At 37.3% G+C, this 14,318-nt stretch carries 15 protein-coding genes and 1 pseudogene; 11 read left to right on the forward strand and 5 right to left on the reverse strand.

Annotated elements, in window-relative coordinates:
* Positions 1 to 131: 131 nt before the first annotated feature.
* Genes L0P31_RS04955 through L0P31_RS04965 form a run of 3 tightly spaced genes read left to right on the forward strand, consistent with a single transcriptional unit; the run spans position 132 to position 2,754 of the window.
* Positions 132 to 1,190: an AAA family ATPase gene (locus L0P31_RS04955; protein WP_238096028.1), complete on the forward strand. Its 1,059-nt coding sequence runs from the start codon at positions 132 to 134 to the stop codon at positions 1,188 to 1,190.
* Between the two features lie 9 nt (positions 1,191 to 1,199).
* Positions 1,200 to 1,979 (forward strand): nicotinamide riboside transporter PnuC, encoded by a 780-nt coding sequence (pnuC, locus tag L0P31_RS04960; RefSeq protein ID WP_125452659.1) that lies wholly within the window; start codon positions 1,200 to 1,202, stop codon positions 1,977 to 1,979.
* A 1-nt stretch (position 1,980) separates the two neighbouring features.
* Entirely contained in the window at positions 1,981 to 2,754 is a 774-nt protein-coding gene (locus L0P31_RS04965; protein ID WP_238096030.1) for an NUDIX domain-containing protein, read from the forward strand.
* Between the two features lie 73 nt (positions 2,755 to 2,827).
* Here the strand turns inward: L0P31_RS04965 and L0P31_RS04970 are convergent, their stop codons facing one another.
* Positions 2,828 to 3,058: a hypothetical protein gene (locus L0P31_RS04970; RefSeq protein WP_023947307.1), complete on the reverse strand. Its 231-nt coding sequence runs from the start codon at positions 3,056 to 3,058 to the stop codon at positions 2,828 to 2,830.
* 278 nt (positions 3,059 to 3,336) lie between these two features.
* On the opposite strand from L0P31_RS04970, the gene L0P31_RS04975 reads away from it, so the two are divergent.
* Complete coding sequence (locus tag L0P31_RS04975; RefSeq protein WP_084926275.1) at positions 3,337 to 4,035, forward strand: hypothetical protein; 699 nt, start codon at positions 3,337 to 3,339, stop codon at positions 4,033 to 4,035.
* 70 nt (positions 4,036 to 4,105) lie between these two features.
* On the opposite strand, the pseudogene L0P31_RS04980 reads toward L0P31_RS04975, so the two are convergent.
* Positions 4,106 to 4,333: pseudogene (locus tag L0P31_RS04980) on the reverse strand (tRNA dihydrouridine synthase DusB); the annotation flags it as partial.
* Between the two features lie 129 nt (positions 4,334 to 4,462).
* On the opposite strand from L0P31_RS04980, the gene L0P31_RS04985 reads away from it, so the two are divergent.
* The 7 genes from L0P31_RS04985 (at position 4,463) to L0P31_RS05015 (ending at position 11,523) form a co-directional block, all read left to right on the forward strand.
* Entirely contained in the window at positions 4,463 to 6,223 is a 1,761-nt protein-coding gene (locus tag L0P31_RS04985) for a sensor histidine kinase (protein WP_084926276.1), read from the forward strand.
* Positions 6,201 to 6,806 carry a response regulator transcription factor gene (locus L0P31_RS04990; RefSeq protein WP_023947315.1) on the forward strand — a complete coding sequence of 202 codons (606 nt, stop codon included), beginning with the start codon at positions 6,201 to 6,203 and terminating at the stop codon, positions 6,804 to 6,806. Before L0P31_RS04985 ends, L0P31_RS04990 begins: the two co-directional genes overlap by 23 nt.
* Positions 6,807 to 6,904: 98 nt before the next feature.
* A complete protein-coding gene (locus L0P31_RS04995) occupies positions 6,905 to 7,549 on the forward strand; it encodes an AvrD family protein (RefSeq protein WP_238096032.1) in 645 nt (214 codons plus the stop codon).
* The gene (locus tag L0P31_RS05000; protein ID WP_152903292.1) at positions 7,534 to 7,797 is read left to right on the forward strand and encodes an AvrD family protein; all 264 of its coding nucleotides are present in this window, start codon (positions 7,534 to 7,536) and stop codon (positions 7,795 to 7,797) included. The genes L0P31_RS04995 and L0P31_RS05000 overlap by 16 nt, the downstream gene beginning before the upstream one ends.
* Positions 7,797 to 8,573, forward strand: coding sequence for an AAA family ATPase (locus L0P31_RS05005; protein WP_049501960.1), 777 nt, complete (start codon positions 7,797 to 7,799; stop codon positions 8,571 to 8,573). Before L0P31_RS05000 ends, L0P31_RS05005 begins: the two co-directional genes overlap by 1 nt.
* Before the next feature lie 8 nt (positions 8,574 to 8,581).
* Entirely contained in the window at positions 8,582 to 9,259 is a 678-nt protein-coding gene (locus L0P31_RS05010; protein ID WP_000614114.1) for an ABC transporter ATP-binding protein, read from the forward strand.
* Positions 9,256 to 11,523, forward strand: a complete 2,268-nt coding sequence (locus L0P31_RS05015; protein ID WP_238096034.1) for an ABC transporter permease — start codon at positions 9,256 to 9,258, stop codon at positions 11,521 to 11,523. The genes L0P31_RS05010 and L0P31_RS05015 overlap by 4 nt, the downstream gene beginning before the upstream one ends.
* Positions 11,524 to 11,825: 302 nt before the next feature.
* On the opposite strand, the gene L0P31_RS05020 is transcribed toward L0P31_RS05015, so the two are convergent.
* From L0P31_RS05020 to hslO, 3 genes are read right to left on the reverse strand one after another with little or no spacing between them, the layout of a single operon-like run.
* Positions 11,826 to 12,371, reverse strand: a complete 546-nt coding sequence (locus L0P31_RS05020) for a cysteine hydrolase family protein (RefSeq protein WP_238096036.1) — start codon at positions 12,369 to 12,371, stop codon at positions 11,826 to 11,828.
* Between the two features lies 1 nt (position 12,372).
* Complete coding sequence (gene dusB, locus L0P31_RS05025; protein ID WP_238096037.1) at positions 12,373 to 13,353, reverse strand: tRNA dihydrouridine synthase DusB; 981 nt, start codon at positions 13,351 to 13,353, stop codon at positions 12,373 to 12,375.
* A complete protein-coding gene (hslO, locus tag L0P31_RS05030; RefSeq protein ID WP_000357854.1) occupies positions 13,340 to 14,212 on the reverse strand; it encodes an Hsp33 family molecular chaperone HslO in 873 nt (290 codons plus the stop codon). The genes dusB and hslO overlap by 14 nt, the downstream gene beginning before the upstream one ends.
* Positions 14,213 to 14,318: the final 106 nt, after the last annotated feature.

Consider the following 14,318-nt stretch of genomic DNA (forward strand, 5'->3'; position numbering starts at 1 on the left):
GCAATCTTGATTCTTTTTTTTGCTACTTTTTTATAAAAAATAATAAAAAACCATTGACAAAACAAAAATATAGTTTACAATAAAAACATAGATAATAAAAATATCAAAAACCATAAAAAGGTAATGAGTTTATGAAAAAGAAAACAGCAGTGGTATTTGGAACCTTTGCTCCGCTTCATCAAGGACATATCGATCTAATCCAGCGAGCGAAGCGGCAGTGTGACCAGGTCTGGGTTGTCGTTTCAGGCTATGAGGGAGACCGAGGGGAGCAGGTAGGCTTAACGCTTCAAAAGAGATTTCGCTATATTCGAGAGGCCTTTCGTGATGACGAGTTGACCTCTGTCTGCAAATTAGATGAAACCAATCTTCCCCGTTACCCTATGGGCTGGCAGGAGTGGTTGGACCAAATGTTAGCGGAGATTTCCTATGATGAAACCCAGCAAGAATTAATTTTCTTTGTGGGAGAAGCAGACTACCAGCAAGAATTATCAAATCGTGGTTTTGAGACTGTTTTGCAAGAAAGAAAATTTGGTATTTCAGCGACTATGATTCGAGAAAACCCAAGCAAATATTGGAAATATATTGCTCAACCCTTCCGACGTCAGTTTACTAAGAAAGTGTTGATTATGGGAAGTGCTAGCAATGGGAAGACCACTCTGGCTAAGGATTTGGCTAGGTATTACGATGCACCAGTTAGTTTGGAATACGCACGTGAGTACCAGATCAAAAACAATGTCCGCGACGATGAATTGACTCCAAAAGATTACTATTATCTCCTGTTGGGGCAGTATGACCAGACCTCTAAGTTAATTGATAGCAATGCCAATAGGGGACTGGTGATAGCAGACACCAACTCCTTAGTAACCAAGGGCTACTATGATTATTATATGGAGACTGAGGACCAAGGGGATTTATCAGGAGAGACTTTTGATAATCTCTTTGCCTCGATTTTGGCTAAGGAAAAATGGGACTTGATTCTCTTTGTGCAACCTGTCGGTTCCTATGTCAATGACGGATTTAGAGATATGACTATGGCAGAAGACCATATTCGTCATAGTTTTTCCCAGCATTTGGACCAGATGAGAGAGCGATATTTAACCACCATTCCACTAGTTTATCTAGCAGAGGATTATCTAGGAAATTATGAAGCAGCAAAAGTGGCTATTGATGCCATTTACCAAGCAGATTAGGAGAAAATTATGAAAAAATTAACTGAAAAAATCACACAATTTATCGAAAACTTTAAAAATGTCCACGCGGAAGCCCGCAAGATTGGTTTTGCAGGAATCATGAACCTGCTCTGGAAAGATCTCTTTGTCGGTCGTAGCCTCTTCCAGTGGTTGTATCTCATTGTCCTGTCAAGTGTTCCCTTGATCTTGGAATTCACGCAAAATACAGAAAGTCATGACTGGATGAGCTTGTTTGCATCTTGGACTGGGATTGTCTGTGTTATCTTGGTAGCAGAAGGGCGTGTAAGCAATTATCTCTTTGGGGCCATTAACTCTGCTATCTATTTGGTTTTGGCTATGAATGCAACTTTTTATGGCGAAGTTTTGACGACCGTTTACTTCTTTGTCATGCAGCCGATTGGTCTCTATGCTTGGCTGTCCAATCGTATCAATGACCAAGGAAAAGTAGAAGAATCTCACTTTGAAGCTAAGAAATTATCTGTGCTTGACTGGATCAAGTACTTGGCTTTGACTGCTATCATTTGGATTGGTATGGGCTTGGCTTACCAAAGTATCCATAGTGCTCGCCCTTTCCGTGATAGTGTTACCGATGCGACCAATGGTGTCGGTCAGCTCTTGATGACACGTCTCTACCGTGAACAATGGATTTTCTGGATTGCAACTAATCTCTTTAGCATTTACCTCTGGTGGGGTGAAAATATCCATATTCAAGGGATGTACTGGGTTTACACACTCAATAGTCTAGTAGGTTGGTACCAATGGACCAAGGCAGTTCGTAAGGAGGCATAAAATGGCGGACACGATGATTCCAGCAGGGATGACAGAGAGAGAATATTTTGAAATCCATGCAAGTCAGGAAGAGTTTTTAGACTGGTACTACAAGCAGGAACTCCCTCAATACGAAAAACCAAGTGTGACGGTGGATATGGTAGCCTACTGCTTTGTCGAAGGAAAGATCAAGCTCTTATTAATTCGTCGCAAGGCTCACCCTTATCAAAATTGTTTGGCTCTGGTTGGAGGATTTATGGACAAGGGCGAAGACGCTGCGCATGCTTGTCAGCGCGAGGTGCGTGAAGAAGTCAATCTCGATCTTCCTTTAGAAAAAATCGAGCAATTGATGACCGTATCGACTCCCGGCCGTGACCCCCGGGGCTGGACAGTGACCATTGCTCACTTGGTTTATCTGCCTAGTCGCGCCTTAGACCTCGTTCAGGCAGGAGACGATGCTAAGGATGTGGTTTTTGTAGATGTCGATTTTCAGACAGGAAAATGCTACCTAGAGGGAGTGGAGTTGGAGGATCAAGCCTTCGCTTTTGACCATTATGCCATTATCCAAGAATCCATCAAACGAATCCAAGGCCGTCTAGACTGGAACCCAACCTTCCTCTATCTGCTAGAGGAGGAGTTCACTGTCTACGAAGGGACTGAACTGGTCAATCTCATCAACCCCGGTCGTCCAATCGTCAGCAATAACTTTCTCGTAAAATATGGCGAGTACGTAGAAGAGGTCGGGCTCAAACGAGTACCTAAAAAGAAACCAAGAAAAACCTATCGACTGAAATAAAAAACGAGGCCGGGACAAAGTTCCCGACCTCTTTATGTACCATCATGAAATGGTTTTGCTGTTGCGACTGTTTTTAGGGATGGCTATCTTTCTTAGAATTACTCAACAGGTGAGTAAAGAAGTCCTTGTATCGATACTTGAGATAGTTCTCATGTAAAAATAACAAAGCGATATAAACAATCAAAAAGATTGTAGTCAGATAAAACACATCAAATGCAGTTCGCGCATAGTAAGCGGCTGATTGATAAGAGCCAATTGCTCCCAAAATCAACCAAGGAAGATACTTATAATACTTATTTAGCATAAGAGTGCACCTCCTATATTCTATTTCAATGTTATTATATTCCTTTGTACTTAAAGTTGCAAGCGATTACACAAAAACAAATTCAAATTTTTAATAGGAAAATCTCCTGTTTTTCTGTTTTATTACGAATAGAAGAGTAGGAGGAGTAAATGTATCTAAATTATGTGAGATTTTTAAAATAGTTTAGATAAATTATTGACATATTTAAATCAGAATGTTACAATAATATTACAAAAAGATTTCATTATATTTCTAAAACATTACAAAGGAGTAGAAAAATGAAAAAGAAAACCTATATCAAATTGATGGCAGCAACTGTATTGGCCTCTACCTTGCTGTTAGGAGCTTGTGGGAATAAAAAGGAAACAACTCAAGCAAGCAGTTCTGCTAAGACAAGCCAATCATCAAGTTCTAAAGCAGCTTCTGCTAGCAAAGAAAGCAAGACTCAGAAGTCCTCAAGTTCAGCTGCATCTGAAAAGGCCAAGGCGTCTACTGACCAGTCTTCAGTAAGTGCAACACCATCACAAGCGGCACCTGAACCAGAGCAAAGACAAGGTCAAGAAGTAGCTAATCAACAGGCGGCTAGTCAACAAACTCCTGCTCAGATTCCTTCAACTCAACAGGCTCCTCAAGCCCAGTCTAACCAATCAAGCTATGATCCTACAACTGACCGCAAACTTCAAGACAAACAAGCAGAGCAAAATAAACGTTACAAGGGTGTTTTAACCATGGTAGATGGTGATTTCTCAGCTGCAGCGGGCAACTGGAAGGGAGCTAGTGGCGAAACCATCACAGTTTCATCAGGTGGTCAATTTACAGTAGAATCTTCCGATGGAAAGAAAGAAAACTACTCTATCAAAGGCTATTCTTATACTCTTGATGATGGTAAGTATAATGCCAAAATTGGTGGAGGAAAAATCATCCAAATTACAACAGGAGCGGATGGTAAGGTTTCCAGTGTTGCTTTGAGTCAATAATAGCGCTCAGTATTTGAATTTTTACAATCAAAAACCCGTCAACTTTAAGAGAGTTACGGGTTTTAAACTATTAAGACTTATCCAACTGCAAGAGAGCTTCAATCTCTGCCAGGGTGCTAGCTTGTGAAATAGCTCCACGGAGTTTAGCAATGCCAGATGTTCCACGGAGGTAGTGAGGAGCGAGGCCACGGAATTCACGAACTGCTACGTTTTCCTCTTTGAGGTTAATCAAGCGTTTCAAGTGTTTGTAGGCAATTTTTATCTTGTCTTCAAAAGTCAAATCGGGGAGGATTTCACCTACCAGAAGATTGTATCAGTTATATCTCGAAAGAAAAAAGAATAAATTTAACTATAAAACCTGTCTTATTGAATGAAAAAATGGTAGAATAAACATCAATATCAAGTGAAATGTGGAGTGTTACAAACAATGAAGTCAAAAATGTTTCGATTTTCTTTGGTTTTGTTATTTATTTTCTTTCTTTATTTTTCGTTTTCAATTTTTAACCGAACGTACAGTGGAATCACCGTAGATAAACATGATAATGAGTGGATAGTTAGACAAGTCCATAATCTGGGAAGCTTTGCAAATCATCAAGAGATAATAGGAGCATCGATTATACAAATAGACGGTCAGAGTCCAGATAGTAATTTCTCATTATCTCGATTTTTAATTGTTGAACCGCTTCATTCTGTGACAGTGTTAGATAGAGGCATTTCAAAGACTTTAATAATAGAATCTGGGAAATCAAGCCAAATTATCTTTCTTGTTTTATCAATCATTGCTTTTCTGATTCTACTGTTATTTCGATTATACATAAAAGGCAGAAGTAGAGGAAAAACTGGGAAACGATATTTTTATTTTATTATTTATACTAGTCTGATGTTATTATCGATTATTCCATCAAGTATAGGAGATGTATTTGGTCGTAGTCTATTAATTTCATACTTGACTTTATTTCCATTATTCATGGATATCTTCATTAGAGTGTTAGTCTTAAAGATAAAAGGTTCAACCATTTCTAACTTTTCTCGTATTATACTGGGCTATTCACTCATAACTCAACTTTTGTATGTTTATAATCTTATACAGCCCATTGATTTTTTAACCATCTTTTTTTCTAGGGGAGTATTTTATTTAGTATTTTTCTTTTTAGTTATCCTACTGTTAAAGATGCTTATAAATTACTATCAGAGAAGAGAAATGCTGCCAATTCATACCTTATTTTTAGCAGTTCTGGCCTTATTTCCTCTATTTTTTGGATATATTTTTCCGATTGGTAAGGAAGTTTCGTTTATTTATAGTATTCCTCTATTGTTGCTTATTTTGTTCTCTATTGTGAATAACTTGATACTAGAGCGAATGATATATGTTGCTTGGAAGTGGAATCCATTCATATATAACTTGATATTTTCCGTTTTTTTTACTAGTCTAATTATTCTTTTTAGTCTGTTATTAAGAGAATTTTCTCCAATTTTTTTCGTTCTTTACACTTTTCTTTTTTCGCTAGCTTTGTTACCTGAAATAAGGAAAATGATGTTGATTAGCCATAAAATGGAGGGAATCTTTAGTAGTTTTCATACTTTTGTAGCTACTGAATTAGAGAGGGAAGAAATTGCAACGTTTATACATGATACTACAATTCAGAAGGTTATTTATTATAAAAAGCAGTTAGAAATTAGTGAACACATTAATAGGGGAGCTTTATTAGAGATGTTGGATGATATTGTTTTTGAATTAAGAGATTTATGTTCCAATATCTATCCTTTAATGGTGCATGAATTAGGGTTGAAAGAATCTATTACTAGCATATTAAACCAATTCATGAAGATGGAAACTGTTTCGATTATGACAACTTTTTCAATAGATGAAGAAAAAGTTAACGATAAAGTGGGCACGTTTGTATTAAGGACAGTTAAAGAACTAGTAAATAATAGTATTCTTCATGGGAATGCTAGAGAAATTACTGTAGATTTATCTACAAAAGAAAAGATTTTATCAATTGAAGTTATAGATGATGGTATTTTTAAGGGAAACTATCAGTCTAATGAACATCATTTTGGTTTAAATAGAATTGTAGAGAAGGTTCATTTATTGGGGGGAACTGTTCAGATAAATATAGAACCTACAAGTGTGAAGATACGGATACCTATAGAAGGGAAGAAAAATGATTCGTTTGGTTTTGATTGATGATCACAGTTTAGTATTACAAGGATTGGAGAACTATTTTTTAAAGGAAGATGATTTTAAAATTGTTGGTTCCTATACAGAAGTAGCAGATTTACTTCTATGTCTTAAGAATGAAAAGGTAGATGTGCTAGTTATGGATTTTATGTTGAAAGGAGTAACGGCATTTGATGTTATTAGTCAAATAAATAGATTTCTGAATACAGTTCCCAAGATAGTTCTTTTATCAGGATTTTATGACACTTTGTTACATAAGAGAGCGATGGATTTTGGGATTCAAGCTTTTTTACCCAAAGAAAGTTCTTATTTGGATGTTAAAAGTGCAATTTATGCTGTTTATAAGGGAAATCACGTTATTCCAGATGGTTTGTTAGAAAAGCAAGAAAATAATCTATTGACAGATACGGAGTTAAGTGTATTGGAACTGATTGTAAAAGAATATTCTAATGAAAAGATAGCAAATAGTTTATTTGTCAGCAGGAGAACAGTGGATACCCATGTTTCAAATATTTGTTCAAAGTTGGGAGTGACGAGTAGAGTTGGAGCTGTACGTGAGGCTATTCGATTAAATCTAGTATCTTTATAATTTTATACTAAAAAGGCAAGAAGGTTTTCGTAAATTACGGATTCTTTCTTGTCTTTTTTTGTTTAAGATAGAGTCAGTTTAAAAGATTGGAGAAGTATATGCTAACAGTAGATTATTTACTTGGAGACAATAAAAATCGTTATTTTGGCAGAGGGCATAAGAAGACGACTTATGAAGTTAAGTTGAAAAATATTTTAGAAGGAGTTGGGTCTCTTCATCAAGAAGGTTTGTGGTCTAGTAAACAATCTGAAATCATACAGCAACACCTGAGTACATTAGATGGAATAGTATTAGCTCATTTATTTGGAAGTGAAATACTTAAAAGAATGGGAGTGAGATTAAATCAGTATAGGTTAAGCCATTTTGAGATAAAGTCAGGGATAAAAGCTATAGAAGAATTGGTAAATTTAAAATTAGAATTACAAAATTTCAAAATGACGAACCAAGTGATTGAATTTGATTGCTTGGTAATGGATATGAAAGTTTGTTTAGGATATCAATTATTAGAATGTATGGAAAATGTAGCTGCTATAGGAGAACAAGGTAGAGATTTTTTATCAACGCATTTAAGAGATAGACAACATGATATATACGATGTTGAGTTTTCAGATAGTAGTATATCTTGTAAAGCAGAGCAAGTATTAATCAAAGATATTGAATATAGTGGTGTAGGTAGTCTAGAAAAGAATTATTATAGTTTGTTAGAGCTTCTGATTATTTTTCTCAAATGGCAGAGATGTTAGCCTACCATATAGAAGAGATATCTCGAGAAGAGAGCAATACCATGTGGATGAAGCAAGTGAGTGCAGACTTGAATTCACCAATTTTGAACGGAGTAGTAGAGCTTAGTGGTAGTGTTTCAAAAAATAGATTGTTAAAAATTAGAGAAGAACATTGGAAAGTCTACGAAATGTCAGGATATGATATAGATCATAAGGTAGTCTTTAAAAGTAAAATAGCTCAAAAATTACCTGATGGAGGGGGACAGTGATGGGAAATAGAGAATTAAGGTTAGTCATATCGGGAACTTATTCTACAGGTAAGACAACAACTGCTACAGCTCTTTCGATTGCAACGGGACTTCCCTTAATCGACGCTTTGTCTGCGAGGGAAATTTTGACAGATTTATATCCTGGCAGAAGATTTCAGGATATGTCATCAACTGAATTAATGGCACTAGGGCTAAAGCGTTTTGAGGAGAGAATTCGTACAGAGGGAATTTTATACAAGGAACATGGAAGTTTTCTATCAGATGGTTCAGTATTGAATGAATGGATTTACGGTACTGTTCGAATGAGGGTAGGAATTAATCCAGGATCAGCATTCATTCATCGATTGATGAAATCTATTTTAGGTATTCCGGGTCGACGATTTTTCAAAAAATATTTGACTGCTTATGGGGTTGTCTCTAAGAATCATGCGAAACTGTGGTATACAGATGTTGTTCATTTACCAGTAGAGTTTGCAATGGATCCAGATGGGCATAGACCAGTATCTGAAGAGTATCGAAATTTATCAGATGAGGAATTATATGAAGCTTATAGGAATTTGGGTCTGACACCTTATTGTGTCAAAGGTAGTCAGAAAGAACGGTTAAATCAGATCATTCAACATTATGAGTTGCCAATAGTTGTTTCAGTAGATGAGGCTATTTCCTTAGCTGAAAAGGTTATACGAGAAAACAGGGAAGCAGTATCTAAACGTATCATAGAACAGTATGAAGAGCCTACATTAAAGGAAAAAATAAAATTTATGACAAGATATTAGGAGTATGTATGATTCAGTTTCAAAATATTAGTAAGATTTATAAGGTAGGAGAGCAAGAAGTTCGTGCTTTAGATCAAGTTAGTTTTTCTATTGAGAAAGGGAAATTTACAGTTATTTTAGGTCCATCAGGTTCAGGGAAAAGTACGTTACTAAATTTACTTGGTGGGATGGATCGTGCGACATCAGGAACCTTTATATTTGATGAGGAACTAGTAACAAAGTTTACGGACAAGGAATTATCTGCTTATCGAAAAGATAAAATTGGTTTTGTTTTTCAATTTTATAACTTAGTTCCAAGTTTAACAGCCAAGGAGAATATAGGTATTGCAGCAAATTTAGTGAAAAACAATAAAGAAATTGATATGTATTTAGATCAAGTTGGTTTACTTCATAGAAAAAATAATTTTCCTAATCAACTTTCTGGAGGTGAAATGCAACGTGTATCAATTGCAAGGGCATTGGCTAAAGAACCTAGTCTATTATTGTGTGATGAACCTACAGGAGCGTTAGATTCAAAGACAGGTGATAGTATTTTAACTTTATTGAAGGAAGTTTCTAGAAATGGGAATGCTGCAGTTGTAATGGTTACACATAATAGAGAGTTTGCTAAATTTGCAGATCGAGTTATATATTTGAAAGATGGAAGTATTGAAAAAATAGAGAATAATGAAGAGGTGCTGGGATGAGGTATCTTCATATAAAATTATTAAGAGATCTTCGGCAAAATTGGCAACAATTTTTCTCTGTTTTTCTGATGTCTCTATTAAGTGTATTAATCTTTGTAGGGCTACAAGGAGCTTGGCATGGACTTGAAAAGAGTCTAGAGAGTTATTTGAAACAATCTGAACTTCCTGTTGTTTGGGTTCAAGCGAGACAAATTGATGAATCAAAAATTAAGCAGGTTGAACTATTATCTTCTGTTGAAAAAGTTATCAGTAAAAAGAAAGGATTTGCTAATATTGTTCGTTTAGACAAGACTGACGGACGAATCAATCTTGAAACGATTACAGATAATCAACTGGTTACAGTAACAGAAGGAAGTTCTTTTTCTGAAGGAAAACAAGATTCGATTTGGATTGATGGGAATTATGCGAAGAAGAATCATTTACAGATTGGAGATTCAATTTCTATTTCATCAAGGGGGAAACAGATAGATTTAGAAATTGTAGGATTTGTTCAGGCCACAGATAAGATTTATTTCACAGGTAGCATGGAATATATCGCTCCAAATCCTGACAATGATGCCTATGGTTATATTGCAGATAATGAAATTGCAAAAGGAATTCTGGGTTTATCGTCAGATAATGCCTTAGAAATTTATGGTTCTAAGGTAGATTTGCGAGGAGATTTAGAGTCTATTTTTGGGGGCGATTTAGTTTCTTATCAAGATCAAAAAAGTTTAACTGAAATATCAGAAGCTACCGATCGAGTTGGGCAAATTAGAAACTTATCTTACTTATTTTCTTTTATCTTTATTTTGTTAGCTATTTTGGCTATGTTTACAACCATTCAGCGTTTGATTGATGGCCAAACAAAAGAGATTGCTGTATTAAAGGCTCTAGGCTTTTCAAATCAGGCTATCAGTTTACATTATATTTTATTTGGCTTAGTAGTAAGTTTATTAGGAAGTTTCGCAGGCTTTGCTATTTCTCCCTTGATGTCATGGTTTGTACTAGAAACTCAAAAGTCAATGTTTACACTTCCAAATTGGCAAATCTCTTATTCATCTTCATCAATAGTCGTTGGTATTGTGGTCATTATTATTTGTGTTTTAGCTGCCTATTTAGCTTCTAGAGAGTCAGCTAGAGGCTTACCAGCAATATTTTTAAGAGGTAAAGAAAAAGTTGCTAAATCTGTTTTTGTGGAAAGATTTTCCTCTATCTGGCAACGAATTTCTTATCCTTCTAGATGGGCAATTCGTGATGCCTCGTTTAATCGTATTCGAGTTTTGATGGGAATCGTGGGAGTTGCAGGAAGTATGATGTTACTGATTGCTGGAATTGGTATGCCTGTGTCCATGAATCATCTTGTTGATAAGGCATACAATGAAGATTTTTCTTATTCAAAACGACTGACCGTAGCTGATTATACATCTTCTAAGTCTAGATATGGTGGGCAAGGTGTACAAATTTCACAGGCACATTTTAATCCAGATGATGGCTACAATCGTTTATTGATTATATTTGATGATGGAGATATGATCCAAGCAAAAACAGAGAGTGCGGATTCTTTGAAAGATGATGGTTTGTATGTAACTAGATCATTTGCCCGTTTAGCAGGTATTAAAGTCGGAGATTTTTTAAATGTGACTCCCTATCAAGATGGTCATACTTACAAGTTTGAAGTAAAAGGGATTGTCACAAGTGAAACCAATCAAGGGGCCTATCTTCATGCTAGAGTCTTTGAAAAAGCAGGGGGAGATTTTACTCCACATACTTTATTAGTTGGGCCGGAGGTGGACGAAGATACTATTAAGCAAGACAAAGGTGTTCTATCTGTCATTGAAAAAGGGAGCCAAGAAAAAAATGCCTATGATTTTGTATCTAGTTTGATGAGTGTATTTCTAATGATTATTGCCTTTGCCTTATTACTTGTTATTATTGTTCTCTATAATCTGGGATCTTTAAACTTTGTAGAGAGAATGAGAGACTATGCTACATTACAAGTATTAGGATTTTCTAATCAATATCTACAGATGGTGACTCTTTTTGAGACTATACTAACTACCTTTATTGGGTGGCTAGTAGGAATTCCTTTAGGCATATGGTTTTTGAAAGAATATGTAGCAACATTTTCGACGATTCGAATTGAGTATACCGCTTATGTCAGTATGTATGTCCTTGTTTCTGCTACGTTATTGGTTTGGTTTACATCTTTAGGGACTGCTTATTTTATTAGTCTTCGTATGAGAAAGATTGACATGATTAGCGCTCTAAAGGGGGTAGACTAGTATGGTCAGTTCTGAGTGAATCTATAGACATTTATGAATAATTGTTAATCATCAGTTCTAATACTCAATGAAAATCAAAGAGCAAACTAGGAAGCTAGCCGTGGGCTGCTCAAAGCACTGCTTTGAGGTTGTAGATAGAACTGACGAAGTCAGTAACCTATATACGGTAAGGCGATGCTGACGTGGTTTGAAGAGATTTTCGAAGACTATAAGGTTCAAATTTACCTATTTGTGTTTCGGTTCACTGCATTACTGCATTCAAAATCCGTCAGCTCAATAAGAGTTGACGGATTATTTTATACTTATACTTGGGTTAAAAATTCTTCTGTAGTAAGAATTTGAGCAAACTCATCTTGTAGAGAAAGGAGATTAATCTCATGGATAGTCTCAGGAGAGATGGCCTGACCGTTTTTGTTAGATAGGGTAAAACTGGCAGTGGCATCTGCTAGTAAAGTGACTTCAAAACCAAGATTTGCTGCCATTCGTGTGGTAGTGGATACACAATGAGGCAGAGTCAAACCAACAACGACTAAATGACAAATCTGATTTGTTCGTAAATATGTTTCAAGATTTGTTCCAATAAAGGCGCTATTAACCGTTTTTTGAAAGATAGGTTCTGCAGTAACTGGTTCAAATCCACTTTTAAACTCTTGATTTTGTTTGTTATGAAATTGCGACTGGGGATTGTCAGATATGTGTTGAACATGTAAGACTGGAAGAGCGTGTTTACGAAAGTATGCCAGTACCCTCAATGCTTGTTGTTCAGCTTGAGGGTTATTCCGTTCTCCCCAGATAGGGTTATCAAATGCTTTTTGCATATCGATAATCAGTAGAGCAGTATGAACCATTTTAAGCCTTATCCAATTGCAAGAGAGCTTCAATCTCTGCTAGGGTGCTAGCTTGTGAAATAGCTCCACGAAGTTTGGCAGCGCCAGATGTTCCACGGAGGTAGTGAGGAGCGAGGCCACGGAATTCACGAACTGCGACATTTTCCCCTTTGAGGTTAATCAAGCGTTTCAAGTGTTCGTAGGCAATTTTCATCTTGTCTTCAAAGGTCAAATCAGGTAGAATTTCTCCTGTTTCAAAGTAGTGGTTGATTTGGTTGAAGAGGTAAGGATTTCCCATGGTAGCTCGGCCAATCATAACTGCATCAGCACCGACTTCTTCGATGCGTTGCTTGGCTTCTTGAACTGTACGGATGTCACCGTTGGCGATAAATGGAATCTTGGTCAAAGCTTGAGCGACCTTGTGAAGGGTCTCAAGGTCTGCGTGACCTGTATACATTTGCTCACGGGTACGGCCATGCATGGCGAGGGCAGAAACGCCTGCAGCTTCAGCAGCGAGGGCATTTTCTACTGCCAGAGACGGGTCAGCCCAGCCGGTACGCATTTTGACAGTAAGTGGGATATCAAGGACAGATTGAACCTTGTTGATGATAGAGTAAATCTTATCTGGATCCTTGAGCCACATAGCGCCAGCTTCGTTCTTCACGATTTTGTTGACAGGACAACCCATGTTGATATCGACGATATCAGTTTTGGTGTTTTCTTGGATGAATTCTGCTGCGCGTGCTAGGCTGTCTTCATCGCTACCAAAAAGTTGGATAGAGACTGGGTTTTCTCCTTCATCAATATGAAGCATGTGCAGGGTTTTTTCGTTGTTGTATTGGATTCCCTTGTCAGAGACCATTTCCATGACAACAAGTCCAGCTCCGAGCTCTTTTGCAATAGTACGAAAGGCTGAGTTGGTGACACCAGCCATGGGTGCTAAAACGGTACGATTGGGAATCTCAACATTGCCAATCATAAAAGGTGTATTAAGATTTGTCACGAATGAGTTCCTCCAGGTCGTTTTCATCAAAGTTGTAAGTAGTTTGGCAGAATTGACAAGTGATTTCAGCCCCGTGGTCTTCCTCTTTCATTTCCTGTAAGTCTGAGCTTGGAAGGCTGGCAAGAGCGTTCATAAAGCGTTCATGGCTACAGTCACATTGGAAACGAATTTCTTCTTCAGAAAGACGCTTGTAGGCCTCGTCACCGTAGATAGCCTTGAGGAGGGCTTCGATATGGTCTTCACTTTCCAGAAGGGTTGAGATAGCTGGCATTTCTTGGATGCGTTTTTCAAAGCGAGCAATCTCTTCTTCCTTGGCTCCTGGCAAGACTTGGACTAGGAAACCACCTGCAACCTTGACCTTGTCTTCCTCGTCCAAAAGGACATTGAGGCCGACTGCTGAAGGAGTTTGTTGGCTTTCAGTCAGGTAAAAGGCAAGATCTTCACCGATTTCCCCAGAGATGAGGGGAGTCATAGAGTTGTAAGGATTTCCAGTACCGTAGTCTGTGATAACGAGGAATTGACCATTGCCGACAAAAGGTCCGACAAGGACTTCACCAGTTGCAGTCTTTTTGATGTCAACACCAGGGTTTTGAACGTAACCTTTGACATTCCCCTTGGTGTCAGCGACGGTGATGATAGCACCTAGAGAGCTAGATCCCAGCACCTTAACTGTTAGTTTGGTATTTCCTTTTTCATTGGCTGCGAGAATCTGGCTAGCGATAAGAGTTCGACCAAGTGCTACAGTTGAGCTGGCTTGGGTTTGGTGTTTTTCTTGAGCAGTGCGGACGGTTTCTGTGCTGTCAAGGACAAAAGCACGAAAGGCTCCGCTTTCTGATATTGTTTTAATAATTTTATCCATAGCTACTATTTTAGCATAAAAATGCCCAAAGGGGGAGCCGTGTGTTTGCTGATTTTCAGGATAATGGACCAGGAAATCAGCATGAAAATAAAAAGAGAAACAGATT

The sequence above is a fragment of the Streptococcus mitis genome (assembly GCF_022137125.1).
In the GTDB taxonomy this organism is placed as follows: Bacteria; Bacillota; Bacilli; order Lactobacillales; family Streptococcaceae; genus Streptococcus; species Streptococcus mitis_CE.